General features: G+C 70.3%; 21 protein-coding genes. 10 read left to right on the top strand and 11 right to left on the bottom strand.

Features of this window, described 5'->3' with window-relative positions; translation table 11 throughout:
* Positions 1-199 precede the first annotated feature (199 nt).
* Complete coding sequence (locus tag KFLA_RS33495) at positions 200-1096, top strand: LysR family transcriptional regulator (RefSeq protein WP_012924284.1); 897 nt, start codon at positions 200-202, stop codon at positions 1094-1096.
* A gap of 75 nt (positions 1097-1171) precedes the next feature.
* Here the strand turns inward: KFLA_RS33495 and KFLA_RS33490 are convergent, their stop codons facing one another.
* Genes KFLA_RS33490 through tdh form a run of 4 tightly spaced genes read right to left on the bottom strand, consistent with a single transcriptional unit; the run spans position 1172 to position 5424 of the window.
* Positions 1172-1996 (bottom strand): aldo/keto reductase, encoded by an 825-nt coding sequence (locus KFLA_RS33490; RefSeq protein WP_012924283.1) that lies wholly within the window; start codon positions 1994-1996, stop codon positions 1172-1174.
* A gap of 59 nt (positions 1997-2055) precedes the next feature.
* Positions 2056-3144 carry a winged helix DNA-binding domain-containing protein gene (locus KFLA_RS33485; RefSeq protein WP_012924282.1) on the bottom strand — a complete coding sequence of 363 codons (1089 nt, stop codon included), beginning with the start codon at positions 3142-3144 and terminating at the stop codon, positions 2056-2058.
* Positions 3145-3193: 49 nt separating this feature from the next.
* Positions 3194-4375 carry a glycine C-acetyltransferase gene (locus KFLA_RS33480; protein ID WP_012924281.1) on the bottom strand — a complete coding sequence of 394 codons (1182 nt, stop codon included), beginning with the start codon at positions 4373-4375 and terminating at the stop codon, positions 3194-3196.
* Positions 4375-5424 carry an L-threonine 3-dehydrogenase gene (gene tdh, locus KFLA_RS33475; protein WP_012924280.1) on the bottom strand — a complete coding sequence of 350 codons (1050 nt, stop codon included), beginning with the start codon at positions 5422-5424 and terminating at the stop codon, positions 4375-4377. The genes KFLA_RS33480 and tdh overlap by 1 nt, the downstream gene beginning before the upstream one ends.
* Before the next feature lie 219 nt (positions 5425-5643).
* On the opposite strand from tdh, the gene KFLA_RS33470 reads away from it, so the two are divergent.
* Positions 5644-5988: a class E sortase gene (locus tag KFLA_RS33470; protein ID WP_012924279.1), complete on the top strand. Its 345-nt coding sequence runs from the start codon at positions 5644-5646 to the stop codon at positions 5986-5988.
* A gap of 16 nt (positions 5989-6004) precedes the next feature.
* Here KFLA_RS33470 and KFLA_RS33465 read toward each other — a convergent pair whose 3' ends face one another.
* Genes KFLA_RS33465 through KFLA_RS33455 form a run of 3 tightly spaced genes read right to left on the bottom strand, consistent with a single transcriptional unit; the run spans position 6005 to position 6992 of the window.
* Positions 6005-6289, bottom strand: a complete 285-nt coding sequence (locus tag KFLA_RS33465) for a DUF6980 family protein (protein ID WP_012924278.1) — start codon at positions 6287-6289, stop codon at positions 6005-6007.
* Positions 6286-6762 (bottom strand): colicin E3/pyocin S6 family cytotoxin, encoded by a 477-nt coding sequence (locus KFLA_RS36970; RefSeq protein ID WP_083792943.1) that lies wholly within the window; start codon positions 6760-6762, stop codon positions 6286-6288. Before KFLA_RS36970 ends, KFLA_RS33465 begins: the two co-directional genes overlap by 4 nt.
* On the bottom strand, positions 6729-6992 hold the full coding sequence (locus KFLA_RS33455; protein ID WP_012924276.1) for a hypothetical protein: 264 nt from the start codon (positions 6990-6992) through the stop codon (positions 6729-6731). The genes KFLA_RS36970 and KFLA_RS33455 overlap by 34 nt, the downstream gene beginning before the upstream one ends.
* A gap of 111 nt (positions 6993-7103) precedes the next feature.
* Between KFLA_RS33455 and pyrE the strand changes: the two genes are divergently transcribed.
* The 5 genes from pyrE to KFLA_RS33430 all read left to right on the top strand — a co-directional run bounded on the left by pyrE (position 7104) and on the right by KFLA_RS33430 (position 13079).
* Positions 7104-7649 carry an orotate phosphoribosyltransferase gene (pyrE, locus tag KFLA_RS33450; protein WP_012924275.1) on the top strand — a complete coding sequence of 182 codons (546 nt, stop codon included), beginning with the start codon at positions 7104-7106 and terminating at the stop codon, positions 7647-7649.
* The gene (locus KFLA_RS33445) at positions 7649-8344 is read left to right on the top strand and encodes a hypothetical protein (protein ID WP_012924274.1); all 696 of its coding nucleotides are present in this window, start codon (positions 7649-7651) and stop codon (positions 8342-8344) included. The genes pyrE and KFLA_RS33445 overlap by 1 nt, the downstream gene beginning before the upstream one ends.
* 80 nt (positions 8345-8424) lie before the next feature.
* The gene (locus KFLA_RS33440; protein ID WP_012924273.1) at positions 8425-9264 is read left to right on the top strand and encodes a LemA family protein; all 840 of its coding nucleotides are present in this window, start codon (positions 8425-8427) and stop codon (positions 9262-9264) included.
* Between the two features lie 313 nt (positions 9265-9577).
* Positions 9578-12556 (top strand): AfsR/SARP family transcriptional regulator, encoded by a 2979-nt coding sequence (locus tag KFLA_RS33435; protein ID WP_012924272.1) that lies wholly within the window; start codon positions 9578-9580, stop codon positions 12554-12556.
* Positions 12557-12689: 133 nt separating this feature from the next.
* Positions 12690-13079 carry a hypothetical protein gene (locus tag KFLA_RS33430; protein WP_237706657.1) on the top strand — a complete coding sequence of 130 codons (390 nt, stop codon included), beginning with the start codon at positions 12690-12692 and terminating at the stop codon, positions 13077-13079.
* 44 nt (positions 13080-13123) lie between these two features.
* Here the strand turns inward: KFLA_RS33430 and KFLA_RS33425 are convergent, their stop codons facing one another.
* Complete coding sequence (locus KFLA_RS33425; protein WP_237706656.1) at positions 13124-13843, bottom strand: DedA family protein; 720 nt, start codon at positions 13841-13843, stop codon at positions 13124-13126.
* A gap of 24 nt (positions 13844-13867) precedes the next feature.
* On the opposite strand from KFLA_RS33425, the gene KFLA_RS33420 reads away from it, so the two are divergent.
* Positions 13868-14548, top strand: coding sequence for a TrmH family RNA methyltransferase (locus tag KFLA_RS33420; protein WP_012924269.1), 681 nt, complete (start codon positions 13868-13870; stop codon positions 14546-14548).
* Between the two features lie 18 nt (positions 14549-14566).
* Here the strand turns inward: KFLA_RS33420 and KFLA_RS33415 are convergent, their stop codons facing one another.
* On the bottom strand, positions 14567-14908 hold the full coding sequence (locus KFLA_RS33415) for a cupin domain-containing protein (protein WP_012924268.1): 342 nt from the start codon (positions 14906-14908) through the stop codon (positions 14567-14569).
* Positions 14909-15188: 280 nt separating this feature from the next.
* On the opposite strand from KFLA_RS33415, the gene KFLA_RS33410 reads away from it, so the two are divergent.
* Both KFLA_RS33410 and KFLA_RS33405 read left to right on the top strand, forming a co-directional pair.
* Complete coding sequence (locus tag KFLA_RS33410; RefSeq protein WP_012924267.1) at positions 15189-15455, top strand: hypothetical protein; 267 nt, start codon at positions 15189-15191, stop codon at positions 15453-15455.
* A gap of 96 nt (positions 15456-15551) precedes the next feature.
* Entirely contained in the window at positions 15552-16820 is a 1269-nt protein-coding gene (locus KFLA_RS33405; protein ID WP_012924266.1) for an alpha-amylase family glycosyl hydrolase, read from the top strand.
* 711 nt (positions 16821-17531) lie between these two features.
* Here KFLA_RS33405 and KFLA_RS33400 read toward each other — a convergent pair.
* The gene (locus KFLA_RS33400; RefSeq protein WP_012924265.1) at positions 17532-17930 is read right to left on the bottom strand and encodes a hypothetical protein; all 399 of its coding nucleotides are present in this window, start codon (positions 17928-17930) and stop codon (positions 17532-17534) included.
* A 1255-nt stretch (positions 17931-19185) separates the two neighbouring features.
* Complete coding sequence (locus KFLA_RS33395; protein WP_237706655.1) at positions 19186-20232, bottom strand: SIS domain-containing protein; 1047 nt, start codon at positions 20230-20232, stop codon at positions 19186-19188.
* Positions 20233-20298 lie beyond the last annotated feature (66 nt).

Genomic DNA, 20298 nt, shown 5'->3' with positions numbered 1-20298 from the left:
CGGGACCGCGGCTGCTCGTGCGGTACGACGGGAGCGTTCGGCCAGGCGGAGTGGCTCTCGCGGCGGACCTTGTCCATGACGGTGATGGGAAAGAAGTACACGGTCGTTCCTTTCGTCCCTTCGACGGTAGGTTCGGCCGGGTTGATGCGTCCAATGAAACTTCTGGCGATACTTCATGCTTGTGGTGCATGATCGGGCCATGGAACTTCGGCAGTTGCAGTCGTTCGTGGTGGTGGCGGAGGAACTGAACGTCGGCCGGGCCGCGACCCGGCTGCACCTGACCCAGCCGTCGCTGAGCCGGCAGATCGCCGCGCTGGAACGGGACCTCGGCGTCGAGCTGTTCGCGCGGATCCGCAAGCGGTTCGTGCTCACGGCGGCCGGCGAGAGCTTGCTGGCGGATGCGCGCGACCTGCTCCGCCGGGCTGACGACGCCGTCCGGGATGCCCAGCGAACGCAACGCGGTGAGCTGGGGACGTTGCGGCTGCGGTTCGTGCAGTCGGCGACGTTCGAAGTACTGCCGAAGCTGCTCGGCGCGTTCCGGGACAGCCATCCACAGGTGGTGCTCGACCTGGAGACGATGACGACGCTGCGGCAGGTGGAGGCGCTCAAGGACGGCCGGATCGACGTCGGCCTGCTCCGGCTGCCGGAGCCCGGGACGCAGCTGGGCGACACGAAGCCGGCCGAAGGGCTGGCGTCGCGCGTCGTGTCCCGCGACCCGCTGGTCGCCGTCCTGCCGGCGAAGCATCCGCTGGCGCGCCGGCGCCGGATCCGGCTGGCGGAACTGGCCGCCGAGGACTTCGTCTTCTACACCCGCCCGAGCGGCCCGGCGGTGCACGACCGGATCGTCGGCTACTGCCGCGACGCCGGGTTCACGCCGTCGATCACCCAGGCCGCCGCCGACGTGCAGACGATCGTCTCGCTGGTCGCCGCCGGGCTGGGCGTGTCACTGCTCATCGCGCCGACGCCGCGCACCGATCCCGAGGCGGTGGTGTACCGCGAGCTGTCCGACGACCTGCCGCCGTGGGAACTGTCCCTGGCATGGTCGCCGGACAACCGGTCACCTGTCCTGCAGCGCTTCCTGCAGCTGGGACCGTGAACAGGAACCCGGGACTTCGCCCACGCTGAAACGTGTGCGGGGTCCCCGGAAGGTGTTCACGGTCCCGTTAGACGGTCAGCCGAAGACGTCGGGGTCGCCGCCGGTGCGCTGACCCGTCTCCAGGTCGGCGATCGCGGCCATGTCCTCGTTGTCCAGGGTGAAGTCGAAGACGTCGATGTTCTCCACGATCCGGCTCGGGGTCTTCGACTTCGGGATCACCACGTTGCCGAGCTGCAGGTGCCAGCGGATCATCACCTGGGCCGGCGACTTGCCGTGCTTGTCGCCGAGCTGCTTCAGCACCGGGTGGCCGATCAGCTCGCCGGAGGCCAGCGGGCTCCAGGCCTGGGTGACGATGTCGTTCTCGGCGTGGAAGGCGCGCAGCTCGTCCTGCGGCAGCGCCGGGTGCAGCTCGATCTGGTTCACCGCCGGGCGCAGGTCGGTCTCGTCGAAGAGCCGCCGCAGCGCCGGGATGTGGAAGTTCGAGACGCCGATCGCGCGCACCCGCTTGTCGGCGTACAGCTGCTCCATCGCCTTCCAGGTGTCGACGTACTTGTCCCGCTGCAGCGACTGCCAGTGGATCAGGTACAGGTCGACGTACTCCAGGCCGAGCTTGCCGATGCTCTTGCCGAACGCCTTCAGGGTGGAGTCGTAGCCCTGGTCGTCGTTCCACACCTTGGTGGTGATGAAGAGCTCGTCGCGGGGCAGGCCGGACTCGGCGATCGCGCGGCCGACTCCCTCTTCGTTGCCGTACACGGCGGCGGTGTCGACGTGCCGGTAGCCGGAGTCGAAGGCCGCCTTGACGACGTCGGTGACGATCCCGTTCTCCACCTGCCAGACCCCCAGGCCCAGCTGCGGGATCTCGACACCGTTGTCCAGAGTGATCATGGGGACTGTGCTCATCCGCCTATTCCACCGGGCCGAGCCGCTCGAACCCAGTCATCCGCCGTGTGACAACAACCTCACTCGGCGGCCGTAACCACCGCGTACGCCGTGGCATCGGGCTCCAGGAAGTGCAGCAGGCCGCTGCCTTCGCGCTCCAGCTCGGCCGCCGTGCGCTTCAGCGTGCGGCCGAACGGGGCGATGGTGAGAGTGGCCACACCACGCTTTTTCTCCACCGTCCACAATCCGGCAACGGTGCCGTCGACGAGGTAGGTCGCCTTCACCCGCAGGTTTTTCGTGAACACGGCCGGTCGATAGGCGTCGGCTATCACCCGTTCGCGTTGGGCGTACGCGAGCAGCAGGTTGTCGAACTCGGGCAGGAACCGAACCGGCGCAGGGGTTTCCGGATCCGGCCGCGGCCCCTCCGGTACGTCGTACAGCGTGCGGCCGGTCTCGTCCTCGAAGCGTTCCAGCTCGAGCGCTTCGAAGACCGGTTTCGCCCCCGGCAGTCCCGACCAGGTCTGGAAGTCCGCCGGCGTCGCCGGACCGAAGGCCTCCAGGTAACGGACGACCAGTTCCTCCGGCACGGCGTGCGGGTGCAGCCTGCCGCGGACCCATCGCTCGGCCGGGGTGAACCGCGGGTTGGCCGTCCAGCCCCAGCGCGTCGCGGCCGGATGCACGACCAGCGGCACCATCATCCGGGTGCAGAAACCGAGCGCCCGGTCGTTCACCGCCGGGAACTGCTGCTGCAGCGCGTCCCGGATCTCGGTGAAGGTCAACGGTTCCTTCGCCAGCAGCTTCTCCGCCGCCGCGATCACCTTGGCCGGCTCCAGCCCCTCGGCGCGGTCCTTCAGCATCCGCAGCCCGGCCTCCAGCACCGGGCCCAGCGTCGTACGGAATCGCAGGTAGTCGTCGGACGTCACCAGGTGCAACGTGCCGCGGTACAGCGTGGCCCGAACCACCTCGCGCCCTGCGGCCGCCGCGGTCAGGTCGCCGTCGGTGAACGAGGACAGCCGGGTCCACAGCCCGACGTACGGGTGCTTCGGCTCCTGCCCCTGCATCCCGGCCAGCCGCCGGACCGCCTCGACCGGCCCGACGTCCGCCCGCTCCAGCAACAGCTGCCGCGCCACCGTCGCCCGGTTCACCGCCCGAGCACTCAAGCCCACCATGGCCGCATCTTGCCCGACCCCGCCGACAAATCCGAGGACCGCCCGGAGGTCAGCCGAGGGCGGCGCGGGCCTCGACGAAGGCGGCGACGGCGCGTTCGACGTCCTCGGTGGAGTGGGCCGCGGAGAGCTGGGTCCGGATGCGGGCCTTGCCGTGCGGTACGACGGGGTAGGAGAACCCGATCACGTAGATGCCGAGCTCCAGCAACTTGTCGGCCAGGCGGCCGGCCTCGGCGGCGTCGCCGATCATCACCGGGGAGATCGGGTGGTCGCCCGGCAGGACGTCGAAGCCGGCCTCGGTCATCCTGGAGCGGAACAGGGTGGTGTTGGCGGCGAGCTTGTCGCGCAGCGCACTGGAGCCGCCGATCAGCTCCAGGGCCTTCAGCGAGGCGGCCGTCACCGACGGGGCCAGCGAGTTCGAGAACAGGTACGGGCGGGACCGCTGACGCAGCAGCTCGACGATCTCGGCGCGGCCGGAGACGTAGCCGCCGGAGGCGCCGCCGAGGGCCTTGCCGAGGGTGCCGGTGACGATGTCGACGCGGTCCTTCACGCCGAACAGCGACGGCGTACCGGCGCCGTCCGGGCCGACGAAGCCGACCGCGTGCGAGTCGTCCACCATCACCAGCGCGTCGTAGGTCTCGGCCAGGTCGCAGATCTCGTCCAGCGGCGCGACGTAGCCGTCCATCGAGAACACGCCGTCGGTGGCGATCAGCCGGTACCGCGCGTCGGCGGCGTCCTTGAGCTGTGCCTCCAGATCGGCCAGGTCGCGGTTCTTGTACCGGTACCGCTTCGCCTTCGACAGCCGGATCCCGTCGATGATGCTGGCGTGGTTCAGCTCGTCGGAGATGACCGCGTCCTCGGCGCCGAGCAGGGTCTCGAACAACCCGCCGTTGGCGTCGAAGCAGGAGCTGTACAGGATCGTGTCGTTGGTGCCGAGGAAGCTGCTCAGCGCACTCTCGAGGTCCTTGTGGATCTGCTGGGTGCCGCAGATGAAGCGCACCGAGGCCATCCCGAAGCCCCACCGGTCGAGCGCGTCCCGGGCCGCCGCGATCACCTCGGGGTGGTCGGCCAGACCGAGGTAGTTGTTGGCGCAGAAGTTGAGCACCTCCTGGCCCGAGGCCACCGAGATGGCCGCGTTCTGCGGCGAGCTGATCACCCGCTCGGACTTGTACAGCCCGGCGTCCCGGATCTCGCCGATGGTGCCGACCAGGTCGTCCCGCATCCGACCGAACATCAGTTGCTCTCCTCGTACGTCGCGTTGGTCCAGTCCAGGATCACCTTGCCGCACTGCCCGTGCCGCGCGGTGTCGAAGGCCTGCTCGAAGTCGGCGTAGCCGAACCGGTGGGTGATCACCGGGGCCAGGTCCAGCCCGCGTTCCAGCATCACCGACATCGAGTACCAGGTCTCGAACATCTCCCGGCCGTAGATGCCCTTGATCGTCAGCATGTTGAGCACCACCGTGCTCCAGTCGATCGCGATCTCGTCGGCGGGCAGCCCCAGCATCGCGATCTTGCCGCCGTGGTTCATGTTCGCCAGCATGTCCCGCAGCGCGGCCGGCTGGCCGGACATCTCCATCCCGACGTCGAAGCCCTCGCGCATGCCGAGCTCGTGCTGGGCGTCGGCGATCGACTGCTCGCCGACGTTCACCGCGCGGGTGACGCCGAGCTTGCGGGCCAGGTCGAGCCGGTACTCCGACAGGTCGGTGACCACCACGTTCCGGGCACCGGCGTGCAGCGCGACCGCGGCGGCCATGATGCCGATCGGTCCGGCGCCGGTGATCAGCACGTCCTCGCCGACAACCGGGAACGACAGCGCGGTGTGGACGGCGTTGCCGAACGGGTCGAAGATCGCCGCCACGTCCAGGTCGACCGGGTCACGATGCACCCAGACGTTGGTGGCCGGCAGCGCGACGTACTCCGCGAACGCGCCCGGCACGTGCACGCCGAGGCCGCGGGTCTTGATGCACAGGTGCCGGCGGCCGGCCCGGCAGTTGCGGCAGCGGCCGCAGACCAGGTGGCCCTCGCCGCTGACCAGGTCGCCGACCGCGACGTCCCGGACGCCGGCGCCGATCTCGACCACCTCGCCGCAGAACTCGTGACCGGTGACCATCGGGACCGGCACGTTCTTCTGCGCCCAGGCGTCCCAGCTCTGGATGTGCAGGTCGGTGCCGCACAGCCCGGTCCGCAGGACCTTGATCAGTACCTCGTCGGGCTCGATCCGCGGCTCCGGGACGTCCTGCAGCCACAGCCCCGGTTCGCTCTCGGCCTTGACCAGTGCCTTCACGGCATCCTCCTCGACGATCGCCGTCCACATCGTCGTCCCCGGCAACCACCGGCGTCCATCGACACGTGGTGCACAGCCTTTGCAGCCGATCTGCATACTGGTCGGCATGGTCCGGGCGCTGGTACGCGGTGCCGGCGTCGTCCTGCTGGTGGCCGGCGTCGGGCTGCTCGGCTGGGTCGGCTGGCAGTACTCCGGCACCGGCATACCACGAACCGCACGATGGACCGCCTGGAGCAGGACCTGCGCGCCGAGTGGGCATCCGGACCGAGGCGAAGCGGGGCTCTCCCGGGTACGCCGATCACCTTGCTGCGCATCCCGCGCTTCGGCGCCGCCTGGGAGAAGCCGGTCGTCGAAGGCGTCGGCGCGGACGAGTTGGCCCGGGGCCTCGGCCGCTACCCCCAAACCCAACTGCCCGGGAAACCAAGCAACTTCGCGATCGCCGGCAAGCCGGGCCAGACGCCCACCAATACGATCCTCACCCTCACCGCCTGCCAGGACCTGTTCCACTCCCCGGACCGCTCCGTCGCCTTCGCCCACCTGGTGAAGCTCGACCGCAGCGGCTGATGACCACCCTGACGGGTCAGAGGCCGAGAGCTTTCCACCATCGATCATCAAGCAGATCAGCTGGAAGGTCGTCATCCTGGGCACGAGGGCCGAAACCTCGCCGATTCATCTCCGTCATCCACTCCTCGCTCAGCGAAGACGGCAGCTTGACGCCGCACCAGGGGCAGTATTCGAGCCGCCAACGCGTATTGAGCCCATCCTGCTGCTCCAGCACCCAGGTCCGGAAACGAGGCCGATAGAAGACCGGAATGTCGTCAACCTCGATGGCATTGCGCATCATGTCGCAACACTGATCGCTCACCGCAGCTTGCCTTGCAAGTTCCGTCCCTTCACTGGCCCTTTGTACATGTCGCCGTCCCTGGGATCCATGCTGCCGAGATGCCGGTACGCGGGGCCGGGGCCATAGACCTCGATGTCGTTGTGGGTATGGTCCCACTCGTAGAAGCGCGCCGACTTGCCGCTCCTGCCGTTGGTGCGCACCGAACCCTTGTACGGGTCCAACTTGTTCCACTCCGGCGAGGTCTGCTTGCTGCAGTTGAATGCGCGCTTTTTCTGGTCGGAGGTCTTCGGAGGCTTGGGTGGCTTCGGCTTTTCGACCGCCTCGCCGGTCCCCAGAACGGCCGCGGCGGCTGGCTGTTGCCTGCCTTCGTCGAGAGCTCTGGCCGCTCTGCGGCATGTGCCGGAACCACCGGTCGGTGGCTCGCACGCCGTCAGAAGAATGCTGGCGAGTGCTACTGCAATCAGCGCGGCGGTCGAGCGCCGCGCTGATTGCAAGCACGCTCGGTGAGAACAGCCACCTTGGTCGTCTCCACTCTTGCGGGGGCGCTGGGGCCGAAGAGCACGCGCGACAATCTGTGGAACGACATCAGTGCGTCTCGAATCGCCGGAATGTCGTCGCCGCCGAGCTGATGGTCTTCGGCGAGCACCGCCTGGGTCAGTCCGCGGCGCCTCCGGTAGAACGCGATCCGCTCGCCGATGCTGAGCTGATCGCCGGCGCCACGCATGTGCCAACGATAACCATTGCTTGTGAGGAGCGACGCGGCGTTGCCGTGGTTCGTCCGCCTCTCGTTGAAGCGGGCGGACGCTGAATAGGTGGTGATCTAGGCTGTGGGGTCATGAGCTTTGATCGGGACGGACTGCTGGACCAGGTGAAGAACAAGGCCGTTGTGCACGGGAAGGTGACGTTGGCGTCGGGCAAGGAAGCCGACTACTACGTCGACCTGCGCCGGGTCACCCTGGACGCCGAGGCGGCGCCGCTGATCGGGCCGGCGCTGCTGGAGCTCACCGCGGACCTGGAGTACGACGCGGTCGGCGGGCTGACGCTCGGCGCGGACCCGGTTGCGCTGGCGATGCTGCACGCGGCCGCGCAGCAGGGGCGCAAGCTCGACGCGTTCGTGGTCCGCAAGGCGGAGAAGGCGCACGGCCTGCAGCGCCGGATCGAAGGGCCGGAGGTCAAGGGCCGCCGGGTGCTCGCGGTCGAGGACACCTCGACCACCGGCGGCTCGGTGCTGACCGCGGTCGAGGCGCTGCGCGAGGCCGGCGCCGAGGTCGTCGCGGTCGTGGTGATCGTGGACCGGGCGACCGGCGCGCGGGAGAAGGTCGAGGCCGAGGGCCTGGAGTACCGGGCGCTGTTCGGCCTGGACGACCTCGACCTCGGCTGATGGAGCCGTACCTGCTCGCTCTGGTCGGCTTCGCGGTCGTCGGCGTGCTGGCGGTCGTCAACCACATGGCCGCGAAGAAGCGGCGCGAGCAGTTCACGGCGTTCGCGGCCCAGCAGGGCTTCGCGTACACGCCGGAGAACCATCAGCTCGCCGCGCAGTGGGCCGGTGAGCCGTTCCGAACCGGCTCCAGCCGACGGGTAAGGAACGTGCTGGGCGGCTCGTTCCACGGCCGCCAGATGGTCGCCTTCGACTACAGCTACGAAACCCACTCGACCGACTCGAAGGGCCGGCGGACCTCCACCACCCACAAGTACGGCGTCGTGGTGATGCAGCTGCCGGGTCCGCTGCCGCACCTGCAGGTCACCCACGAGGGCGTCTTCGGCGGTGCGGTGGCCAACGCGCTCGGCTTCCGCGACCTGCAGTTCGAGAGCGACCAGTTCAACCGGGCGTTCCGGGTGAAGGCCGACGACGAGCGCTTCGGGCACGCGGTCGTGCACCCGCGGATGATGGAGCTGCTGCTGGCCCGCGGCGAGATCGGCTGGCGCTTCGAGGGCAACTCGCTGGTCGGCTGGGACAACGGCCCGCACACCCCGGTCGAGGTGATGAACCGCCTGCACCTGCTGCACCAGGTGATCGACCAGATCCCGCCGTACGTCTGGCGCGACTACGCCGGCGTCGATCCCCGGCACCGCTGACCGTCCGGTGGCGTGCGGCCCCGGCGGCGGCCCCGCCGAGGACTAGAGTCACCGGGTAACCGACACCGGGGAGCAGGGGAATGACCGCAGTCATCATCGTCGTCGTGGCGCTCGTCGTGATTCTGGCGATCGCGCTGATCGTCTCGTACAACCGCTTCGTCAAGCAGCGGAACCTGATCCAGGAGTCCTGGCGGCAGATCGACGTCGAGCTGCACCGCCGCTACGACCTGATCCCGAACCTGGTCGAGACCGTGCGCGCGTACGCCGCGCACGAGCGGCACGTGTTCGAGGAGGTCGCCCGGCTGCGCACCCAGGCGGTGAACGTGCAGGGCGCGTCGCCGGAGCAGCGGGCCGCCGCCGAGGGCGAGCTGTCCGGCGCGCTGCGGCAGATGATGATCTCGGTCGAGGCCTACCCGCAGCTGCAGTCGAACCAGAACTTCCTCAACCTGCAGCGCGAGCTGACCGACACCGAGGACCGGATCGCGGCCGGCCGGCGGTTCTTCAACGCCAACGTCGGCGACTACAACACCCGGATCGAGGCGTTCCCGTCGAACCTGATCGCCGGCGCGTTCAAGTTCGAGAAGGCCGGCTACTTCGAGGTCAAGGATGAGAGCGTGCGGGCGGTGCCGCAGGTGTCGTTCGGCACGATCGGCTCGGTGGCCGGCGAGCAGGCGCCGCCGCAGATGGCAGGCGGCGGGCAGTCGTCCGGGCAGATCCACCCGCAGATGCCCGGTGACCAGGGCAACTACCAGCAGCTGCCGCCGCAGCAGCAGTACCCGGGCCAGCAGTACTCCGGTCAGCAGTATCAGGGCCAGCAGCAACAGGCTCAGCCGCCGTACCAGGGGCAGCCGCCGGTCGGCGGTCCGCCGGCCGCGGCCCCGCGTCCGCACGACGGTCAGCCGCCGTTCACCGGCGCCTGATCTCCCGCACGAACGGCATCCGGCCGGCCCCTGAATCAGGTGCCGGCCGGTCGCCGTTGGGCGCTGAGCCTCCCCCCGGCCGCCGCCCCCGCGCGGCCGTTGCCCAGCGTCCAGGTCCCAAATTCAGGCCCGGGCGCGACGGCGGTCAGTCCGTCACTCCCGGGCCTGCCCTCCCCCCGGTACTGGTTCCAGCCTGCCGGGCCGGCATACATCCGGCGTACATCGCGGCGTACATCGCGGCCGCCGAGGCTTCCCGGGGCGACGCCGGGATGCCACGATGGTGCGCGGGCACAACAGTTGAGAGGGCAGCCAAGTGGACAGTCTGAGGTACGAGATCCTCGGACCTCTGCGTCTGGCCCACCTCCAGGGCCAGCAGCTGCGCGCCAGCAAGCCGCGCCAGCTGCTCGCCACGTTGCTGCTGCACCCGAACCGGTTCGTCTCCACCGAGCTGATCGCCGACGCGCTGTGGGAGCACAACCCGCCGCGCTCGGCGACCGCCAACATCCGGACCTACGTCCGGGCCCTGCGCGGTGTCCTGCAGGAGGCGGGGCTGCCGGCGCCGATCGACACCTCCGCGGCCGGGTACAGCATCGAGGTCGGCGTCGACGAGCTGGACGCCAGCATGTTCGAGTCGCTGCTGGCCGAGGGCGGTCACCTGCGCGAGGCCGGTGACCCCCGGCAGGCGATGCAGGTGCTCGCCAAGGCGTACTCGCTGTGGCGCGGGCGCCCCCTGATGGACCTCGGCTTCTCCACCGCCTGGGAGGGCTCGATCTCCCGCCTGGAGGCGCAGTACCGCGGTCTTGTCGACACCCTGCTGGACCTGCGTCTCGAGTACGGCGACGCCGCCGGTGCCGCCGTCCTGCTCACCGGCCGGCTGTCCGAGGACCCGTACGACGAGCAGCTGTGGCGTCGGCTGGTGGACACCCTGCTGGCCGCCGGCCGGACGGGTGAGGCGCGCGCGGCGTACGCGAAGGCGGTCAAGACCCTCGCCGACGAGCTGGACGTCGAGCCGGGTCCCGAGCTCGCGGCCGCCGGTGCCCGCGCCCACAACGACCACACCGCGAACTGGCCGAACCCCGGCATCCCCGCCGTTCGCGAGCCGGAGCCTGAACCGAGCGAGCAGCCCGGACCGATGGCAGCGCCCGCACTGACCGAGCCTCGGCGGCCACCGAGCCAGCTGCCGCTCGACCTGCCCGACTTCAGCGGTCGCGAGCGCCACCTGGAGCAACTGCGCGACCTGGTCTGCGGACGCGACCCGGTCCGGCCACCGATCGCCGTGATCTCCGGAGCACCCGGGACGGGGAAGAGCTCGCTGGCCGTCCGGCTGGGCCATCTGGTCCGCGACTCCTTCCCGGACGGGCAGATCTACCTCGACATGCGCGGTGCCACCGAGCCACGCGATCCCGGCGGTGCACTGACCGACCTGCTGATCAGCCTGAACGTGCCGGACTTCGCTGTCCCGGCGGACCCGGACCGGCGTTCCGCCATGCTGCGCTCCGAGCTGGCCAGCCGCCGGGTGCTGATCATCCTGGACGACGTGGCCGCCGCGGGACAGGTGGCGCCGCTGATGCCGGGCACCGGGGCCTCCGCGGTGGTGGTGACCAGCCGGAACCGGTTGATGGACCTGGCCGGCGCCGACCCGATCCCGCTGGACACGTTCGAGGACGGCGAGGCGGCCGAGCTGCTGCAGCGGGTCGCCGGCAACGCCCGGATCGACCGTGGATCGCCGGCCGCCGAGGAGATCCTGCTGGCCTGCGGCAATCTGCCGCTGGCGATCCGGATCGTAGCCAGCCGGCTCGCCCAGCGGCCCGACCTGAGCCCGGGTGAGTTGGCCCGGCGGCTGCGCGACGAGACGCACCGGCTGGACGAGCTCAGCATCGGCGAGCTGGCCGTCCGGACCAGCGCCGACCTCAGCTACGACGCGCTGAACCCGGAGGAAGCCCGGCTCTACCGGCTGATCGGCCACTTCGCGGTCGGCGAGTTCTCCGCCCGGGTGCTTGAGCCCGTCGCCAGCCCCGCCGCCGTACGCCGCAGCCTGGATCGGCTGATCGAGGTCAACCTGGTGCAGATCAGCTCGGTCGACCGCACCGGCAAGGCGCGCTACCGGGTGCACGACCTGCTCCGGCTGCACGCGATCGGCGTCGGCGACGAGCGCGAGAAGGCCCAGGCGCTGACGGACCTGGCCACGCTGCTCGACGCGCTGCTCGACAAGGTACGCCGGGCCACGGCGGCGCTGCCGTTCGGCTACTTCGGCACTCTGGACTACGAGGGCCCGCTGCAGTCGCCCGACCCGCAGCCGTTCACCGACACCGACGCGATCGCCTGGTTCGACAGCGAGCGCAGCAGCTTCGTGCCCGCCATCCGGGCCGCCGCGCAGAACGGCCTGCACGACCAGGCCTGGCGACTGGCCGCCGCCTGGGGCCCGTACCTGGACATGCGGGCCGGCTTCGACGACTGGAACGAGTCGCACCAGCCGGGCCTGCTCAGCGCGATCGCCTGCGGGAACCGGCGCGGCGCCGCGATCCTGCACCGCAACCTCGGCCAGCTCGCGCTCTACCAGGACGACTGGGAGCCGGCTCTGGAGCACCTGGACGCCGCGGCCGACCTGTTCGCCGAGGTGGGCGACCGGCAGGGCGAGGGCATCACCGCGGTGGGTCTCGGGACCTGGCTGCGCGAACGCGGCCGCCCGGACGAGGCGCTCGCGCAGTACGAGAAGGCGATCGGGGCGTTCGTCGAGGTCGGGGACACCAACGGTGAGGCGGTGGCCCGGAGCGCGGCCGCGTCGATCTGGCTGGCCCGCAACGACACCGTGGTGGCCGGGCGCTACCTGGCCGAGGCGTTCCTGCTCGGCGTCCGCCGCGGGGACCGGCACCGGGAGGCCAAGGTTCGCCGCCGGATCGCGACGTTGCGGGTGCGCCAGGGCCGGCCGGAGCAGGCGGTCCGCCAGTTGCAGGCGTCGCTGGCGATCTTCACCAGCATCGGCGACGACCACTGCGCGGCGTACGCGCGGGCCGAGCTCGGGCACGCGCTGATCGCGGTCGGCGACGACGCGGCGGCCCGCAAGATGCTGCTCGACGCGATCGAGATCGGCCACCGGCTGGGCGACCGTAGCGTCGAGGGCGAAGCGGCGTACGAGCTCGGCCGGCTGCACGCCACCTCCGGCAGCGCGGAGTTCGCCCGCCGCTACCTGAACCGGGCCGTGCGGGCCTGGCAGCAGATCGGCAACGAGACCAAGCTCGCCGACGCCCGGCGTCAGCTCGCGGATCTCGGCGTCGGTCTCGCCGTCAGCTGACCACCCGTCCGGCCGCGGCGATGACGGCCGGTAGCCGGGCGGGCAAATGTACGGCGGCTGTATCTCCTCGGGTGAGCCTGGAACGTGCCGCGGCGCGGGGCCGAGGACGGGGGGACACGGCGGGGGAGAAGTGGTGGAACGCCGAATGGCGGAACGGGTGACCAATCCACGGGACACCGAGTCCGCGCTCGACTGGCAACTGGAGCGCGTGGGCTCGGCGGCCTGGCAGGACTGGACGCTGAAGTTCCAGCGGATGGCCTTCGGCTACGCCCACGACAGCGGCTGGCACGACTCGGCCGACGCGTTGCGGTGGCTCGATCAGCACGCCCTGCTGCACGAAGGGGCTGCGCCACGGGGGGCGCTGGTCTGGTACCAGGCGGCCGACTGGGTCCGGGTGGCGTGCTCACTCGGCTCCGGTCAGGTGATCGGGCCACTGCCACGCGGTGAGATCGGGGTCGCCCGGCTGGTCGAGCTGAGCACCGACTACGTCTGGTCGGAGCCGCACTTCCCGTTCGCGCACTAGGCCGTTGCACTGTGTCGTTCGTGCACCGGCCGCCCGCGCACCGGTCAGTCGGTGTTGACCTTCTCCATCACCGCGGCGCGCTCGGCCTCGGTGTCGTAGCGCTCGTCGCGGCCTTCGCCGTTGTCGTGCGCGCGCTCCCGGCGCTTGGCCAGCACGTACTCGACGACCATCGGCAGCACCGAGACGACCACCAGCAGGATCAGCGCCGACTCCAGGTGCTCGTGGATGAAGTCGATCCGGCCGAGCAGGTGGCCGAGCAGGGTGACGCCGGTGCCCCAGAGCACGGCGCCGACGCCGGTCCAGAAGAAGAACTTGCGCGGGTCCATCCGGCCGGCGCCGGCGGTGACCGTGATGAACGTGCGCACGATCGGCACGAACCGGGCCAGCACCAGCGCGCGCGGGCCGTACTTGTCGAAGAAGGCGTGCGTCTGGTCGATGTACTTCGGTTTCAGGAACTTGGCGTCCGGGTTCTTGAACAACGTCGTACCCAGCGCACGGCCGATGTAGTAGCCGGACACGTTGCCCAGGAAGGCCGCGACGGTCAGCACCACGCAGGCCAGCCACAGCGGCACGTCGATGGTTCCCAGGGCGATGAACAGGCCGACCGCGAACAGCAGCGAGTCACCCGGCAGGATCGGGAACAGCAGCCCACACTCGATGAAGATGACTGCGGCGGTGCCCCACAGAGCCCAGTCGCCCAGCCAGTTCAGCAGGAATTCGGGGTCCATCCAGTTGGGCATCAGCATCGCCATGAGAGGAAGCACCGGCACAGGGTAGCGTCCAGACCCGTGCAACGGGTTAATCGTGACAGCGCCGCTGACGACGGGACCGACCTGGTCGGCGCCGATCTGGTCGGACCGGCCGAGGTCGGCGTCGGCCCGTGGCGCGGCGAACCGCCGTCCGATCCGCGGCTGGACCCGGAACTGCTGGCGCACGGCGACCGCCGCAACGTCGTCGACAAGTACCGGTACTGGCGGCTGGAAGCGATCGTCGAGGACCTCGACCAGCAGCGGCACCCGTTCCACGTCGCGATCGAGAACTGGCAGCACGACCTCAACATCGGCTCGGTGGTCCGGACCGCGAACGCCTTCCTGGCCCGCGAGGTGCACATCGTCGGCAACCGGAAGTGGAACCGCCGCGGCGCGATGGTGACCGACCGCTACCAGCACGTCCGCCACCATCCCCAGCTCGCCGACCTCGCCGGGTACGCCGAGCAGCAGAACCTCCCGGTGATCGGTGTCGACAACCTGCCGGGCTCGGTGCCGCTGGAGACCTACGAACTGCCCGAGGCCTGCGTGCTGCTCTTCGGCCAGGAAGGTCCAGGGCTGACCGACGCCGCGCACCGGATCTGCACCGACGTACTGAACATCGGCCAGTACGGCTCGACGCGTTCCATCAACGCCAGCGCGGCAGCCGCCATCGCCATGCACGCCTGGATCCGCCGGCACACCTTCCACCAGAAGCCATAGCAGGCTGCCCGGCCTTCGTCAGTGAGCAGGCGCCGACACACAGACCATGGTGGTGTCTTCGAGGGCCTCGACGACCCCGGGCGCCAGCTCTGGAACGTGCACGAAGTCGCCTGCGCGCACCGTCACGGCCTCGCCGTCGGCGCCCACTCGAAGGGCTCCGCTGAGCACGACCCACACCTCCGCGTAGGGGGCTGGCAGGTCGGCCCGCGCCCCCGCGGAGAAGAACGCCGTGTAGGCGCTCATCAACACGCCGGCCTCCGCGCCGAGCGCGGGCGCGATGAGAATTCCGTCGCCGAAGCGGACGGCGTCACCGCCGATCGCCGAACTGAACCTGCGGGCCCGCGAGGGCGTGTCAGACATGCCGTACCTCTCTCTGCGTGGCGATGGTGACGATCACTGCCGCTCCTCAAGTCCACGGGGACGACATCCGCGAGTCGCTAGACGGTAAAAGCTCGAGTCGTATTGAGGTCAAGTGTCGGGCGCGACCCGCTGAATCCCTGCTGAGAAGTTTCTGTGATGCGGCCGTAACTCCGGCGCGCCCGAATCCGTTGGGTGGGTGGAAAGTCAGTCCCAACTCGGGAGGGGACGGCGTGCGCTGCTGCATGCCGTACCGGGGTTTGCGACGACATGGGGGTACGACGTGAGTTCTGGCCTGTACGCGCACCGACCGGACGAACTGGACGGCATCGCGGTGGTTCCGGCTGCCCAGCGGGCGGCCATGCGGGAGACGGCGGAGATCTGGCGTGAGCTGATCCACGAGCTGGCGACTGTGCGGGCGTTGACCGCGGCCGCGCTCGGGGCGTCCGACGAGTCGGCGCGGGTCGCGATGCTGATGCTGATCGAGGCGGAGGCGGACGAGGTGACCGCGCTGGTCCAGCAGCTGAAGCCTGATCACCACGCAGCCTGACCGCCGGCGCGGCCCGGTGCGTCGGGCGGTGGTGGAGGAGCCGGTACGGTCAGGTGCACTGGTCGAGCGACTTGTCGGGTCGCGGAGGAGGTCGTGATGGCAGCGTGGACCGATCACGCCATCTGGTGGCACGTCTACCCGCTCGGCTTCACCGGCGCCGAGCAGAGGCTCGCCGACCTGCCGGACGGCGCAGGATCGCGGCACCGGCTGAACCAGCTGGAGAACTGGCTGGACTACGCGATCGAGCTCGGCTGCTCAGGCCTGCTGCTCGGTCCGGTCTTCGCGGCGGAGACCCACGGCTACGACACGCTCGACCACCTGCGCATCGACCCCCGCCTCGGGACCGCCGACGACCTCGACCAGCTCGTCGCCGCCGCCCACGCCCGCGGTCTCCGGGTCGCGCTGGACGGCGTCTTCAACCACGTCGCCCGATCCTTCGACGCCCCGCCGGAATGGTTCCGCCAGGCCGAGGACGGCACCGCCGCCGTCTTCGAGGGTCACCAGCACCTGGTCGCGCTGAACCACGACGAACCCGCCGTCCGCCGGTACGTCGTCGACGTGCTCACCCACTGGCTCGGCCGAGGCGTCGACGCCTGGCGACTGGACGCGGCGTACGCGGTGCCGGCCGGGTTCTGGCACGAGGTGCTCGGCGAGGTGCGGCAGCAGTACCCCGACGCGTGGTTCTTCGGCGAGCTGATCCACGGCGACTACGCCGAGTACGCCCGGACCAGCAGCATCGACTCGATCACGCAGTACGAGCTGTGGAAGGCGATCTGGAGCTCGCTGAAGGACGGCAACTTCTTCGAGCTGGCGTACGCCTTGGAGCGGCACGACCAGCTGCTCGACGCCTTCGTGCCGCAGACCTTCGTCGGCAACCACGACGTCACCCGGATCGCGACCCAGCTCACCGACGAGCGGCATCTCGGCCACGCGCTGGCGATCCTGTTCAGCGTCGCCGGCATCCCGAGCGTCTACGCCGGTGACGAGCAGGCCTTCCGCGGGCTCAAGGAGGACCGCGCCGGCGGTGACGACGCCATCCGCCCGGCGTTCCCCGACAAGCCCGACCAGCTCTCGCCCGCCGGTCAGCCGACGTACCGCCTGCACCAGCACCTGATCGGCGTACGCCGCCGCAACCCGTGGCTGGTCCGAGCCCGCACGGCAGTCGAGCACCTCACCAACAAGTCCGCCGCCCTGCGCTCCACCTCCGGCGACGCCGAACTCCTACTCCTCCTCAACGTCGCCGACGAGCCTCACCACTTCCCCGCCGAAGCAGCCGGCCTCAACCTCGCCGCCCACTCCACCGACGCGCCGCCAACCGACCCCCTCACCGTGCCCCCACACGGCTGGACCCTGCTGACCCGCTGATCGGCCGGGTCGCTTCTTCGTGTGCGCTGGTCGGCTGGTTGGGCGGGTCGCCCTTCCGTGCGTGCTGGTCGGCTGATCCCGCAGACTGCCCTCCGGGCCTGCTTGGCCCGCGCCCGCGAGGTCGCTGCCGGGGCAGGGCCCGCGAGGTCGCTGCCGGGACGGGGCGCGCGGTGTAGCTGCCGGGACGGGCGGCGGCGTACCCGGACTGTCGGGCTGGCGCGCGGACAGCCAGCTCGGGGCCTCGGCGCTGGAGTGGGCGATTATCTCGGCCATCCTGGTCTGAGCCCGTTCGGTCCGGCAGCACTATCGTGCGGCGCATCTCCCGCTTGAGGAGCGGATTGTCTCAGCGCCACACGACTGACGTCGTCTGCGATGACTGGCGGCTCCGGCGATGAGTGATGGCTCGTACGGCGCTAGTTGTGGCTCTGGCCGCCAGTAGTGGCGTTGGCCGCCAGTCGACGGCAAGGAGGGGGTAGCGCAGCGCTTCGCCCGAGACTGTTCGGCGGCGTCCGCCCGCGCGACTCGCTCAGCACGTCGAACACCTTGCCCTCGGGTCCGACCGCTGCGGCCCGCTGTGCATCCTGATCGCCAGCTCGGCGTGCGGCGGGATCGGCCGGAGCAACCGTCCGGGCCGCCGTCGTCGCCGAGCGAACCGGTGTGCAGGCTCACCGTGCCGACGCACGTCAGCGCGATCGCTTCCCGCGCGGCCGGCTAGGCGCGCCGGCGCCCGAACCACCACCAGCGCCGCCTGGGCGTGGAGGCGTTCCAGTCGGCCGGCGTCGATTGCACGGGCTGGCTGTGTGCGCTTGCGTTGCTGGGTGTGGGTGCGGGTGCGGCCGGCCGGGATGGCGCCGCCGGGTCGCCCGCAACATGCTGCTCGAGTGACGCGGCGCAGCTCGCGCACAGTGCCCAGTCCGTTGAATCGCCCATCACTTGGGCGACCCAGTTCCCCTCCAGGTCCAGGTCGGTCAGCCCGAGCGTGCGCGCCACCTGGTTGCCCATCTCCAGGGCCCCGGTCGGCCGGAAGCCGCTCGCGGCCGCCGCCTGCACAGCCTCGGCGGGATAGCGAGTCGTCACGCCGGTATCGCTGCAGAAGTCACAAACGGCCATCCGGATCCCTTCCTCGACCCGAGTCCGGGTCGAACCACCGCCGAAGTCACCGCCTCAGACTAAGAACGGAAAGAGCCCGAGCGGGCCCTTGTCCGCTTCAGGTCAGCGTCGGCCGGCCCACCGACCAGCGCGCCGAAGCCGAGACGACCACCGCCAGCCGCAGGTCCGCGTCGACCACGACCCGGCAGCAGGCACCTCCACCCCGGACGATGCTTCTCCTGGGACGACGCCTCCCCCTGAGGGGCGATGACTCCTGGACGGCGCCTCTCCGGACGATGGCTCCGCCTGGACGGCAATGGCTCGCTGGACGACGCCTCTCCTTGGACGACGCCTCCCCTAGGGGGGATGGCTTTCCGGACGACGCCTCCCCGGACGATGCCTGCTCCCGGATGACGGCTCCCCGAGGGCGATGGCTCCGCGGATGACGCCTCTCCTGCAACGATGGCTCCCCCCGCCGACCTCCAACCTGTTTCGGCTGGGTTGGCCTCTGAGATCAACGGTTGGCCAGCCAGAATCCGGTGGGCCAACCAGCAATCTGATGGGTCAACCCCTCGAACCTGACGGCTGCCGGCGGGCGGTGCTGGGGGACGATGGCTCCCCCGGACGATGGCTCCCCGCCGGCCTCGACCTGTTTCGGCTGGGTTGGCCCCTGAGATCAACGGTTGGCCAGCCAGAATCCGGTGGGCCAACCCTCAACCTGAAGGGTCAACCCCTCGAACCTGACGGCTGCCGGCGGGCGGTGCTGGGGGGCGATGGCTCCCCGGACGACGCCTCTTCGGACGATGCCTCCCCGGACGATGCCTCCCCCGGACGATGGCTTCCAGACGATGGCTCTCCCGCCGACCCTCGATCTGTTTCGGCTGGGTTGGCCTCTGAGATCAACGGTTGGCCAGCCAGAATCCGGTGGGCCAACCAGCAATCTGACGGGTTGACCCCTCGAACCTGGCGGCTGCTGGCTGGCGGTGCCCGGGGGGCGATGGCTCCCGGATGACGCTTCTCCAGACGATGCTTGCCCGGGGCGATGGCTTCCCGGATGACGCCTCTGCTGGGACGATGCCTCCCCGGGAACGATGGCTTCGCGGGCGACGCCTATCCCGGGACGATGCCTGCCCGAGGGATCATGGCGTCGCGGGCGACGTCGCTCCCGGACGCCCGGCCGGAGGCGCGTTCCGATCCTGGAGAACCGCCGTCACCACGCAACAACGCCGCCGCCCTCCGGGGAACCCGGGGAGCGGCGGCGTGGGGTGCGGGTGGGTCAGTCGGTCTGGGTGACCTTGCGGAGGCCTCGGGGGGCGTCGGGGTCGAGGCCGAGCTTGCGGGCCAGGGCTTCGATCGCGCGCTGGGCCGGGATGACCAGGGCCAGCGGGGCGAGGGTTTCCGGGAGGTCCGGGCCCGCCAGGTTGACGTCGCAGCGGGAGGCGAAGGTGGCATCGCCGCCGATGCCGAGGATCTTGCTGCCCTTCTCGCGCACCAGAGCGGCCAGCTCGGTCATGCCGGGCAGGGCCGGTCCGTCGGCGGCCGCGACCAGGATGGTGACCAGGTCGGCGTCGACGACCGCGATCGGGCCGTGCTTCAGATCGGCGTACGACAGGCCGCGGACGGGCTGCAGGCAGGTCTCCTCCAGCTTGAGCGCCACCTCCAGCGTCGTGCCGAAGGTGAGGCCGCGGCCGCTGGACAGGACGTCGTGCGCACCGGCCAGCAGGTCCGCGGCCGCCTCGACCGAGCCCTCGAGCATCTTCGCGGCGGCGTCCGGGACCCGGGCGATGTCGGCGTCCAGGGTGCCCGGCTTCTGTGCGAGCGCGTCCACCGCGACGGTGATCGCGGCGAGCTGGGTCGTGTACGTCTTGGTCGCCGGGACCGCGAGCTCCTTGCCCGCTTGGGTGATCAGCGCGACGTCGGCGGTCGAGGCCAGCGGGCTGTTGCCGTCGTTGGTGATGCCGACCACGGCGGCGCCGTTGCGTTTGGCCCACTCGGCGGTGTCGACGATCTCCTGGGTGGCGCCGGACTGGCTGACCGCGACGACCAGGGAGTTCGACAGGTCGAGGTTCGCGCCGTACAGCGTGGCCACCGAGGGTGCGGCCAGCGAGGCCTGCCGGCCGGCGTGGATCTCGGTCAGGTAGCGGCCGTAGACCCCGGCGTTGTCCGACGAGCCCCGGGCCACGAAGATCACGTGCCGGCGGCCGGCGGCCAGCCGGGTGACCTCGTGCCGGCGTGGCAGCACGTGCTCGAAGGTGGCGGCCAGCGCGGCCGGCTGCTCGGCGATCTCGCGCGCCATCTGGGTGGCAGGGGCGGGGACAGACACCACTGGGATCACTGGTCCTATCTGGTCTTAACAGGTATGCTGCGCACGATAGCAGTGAGCGGTCTG

The organism is Kribbella flavida DSM 17836 (assembly GCF_000024345.1).
Lineage (GTDB): Bacteria > Actinomycetota > Actinomycetes > Propionibacteriales > Kribbellaceae > Kribbella > Kribbella flavida.
Note: the sequence above shows the minus strand (reverse complement) of the source record. Positions and strands in the feature narration are given on the sequence as shown.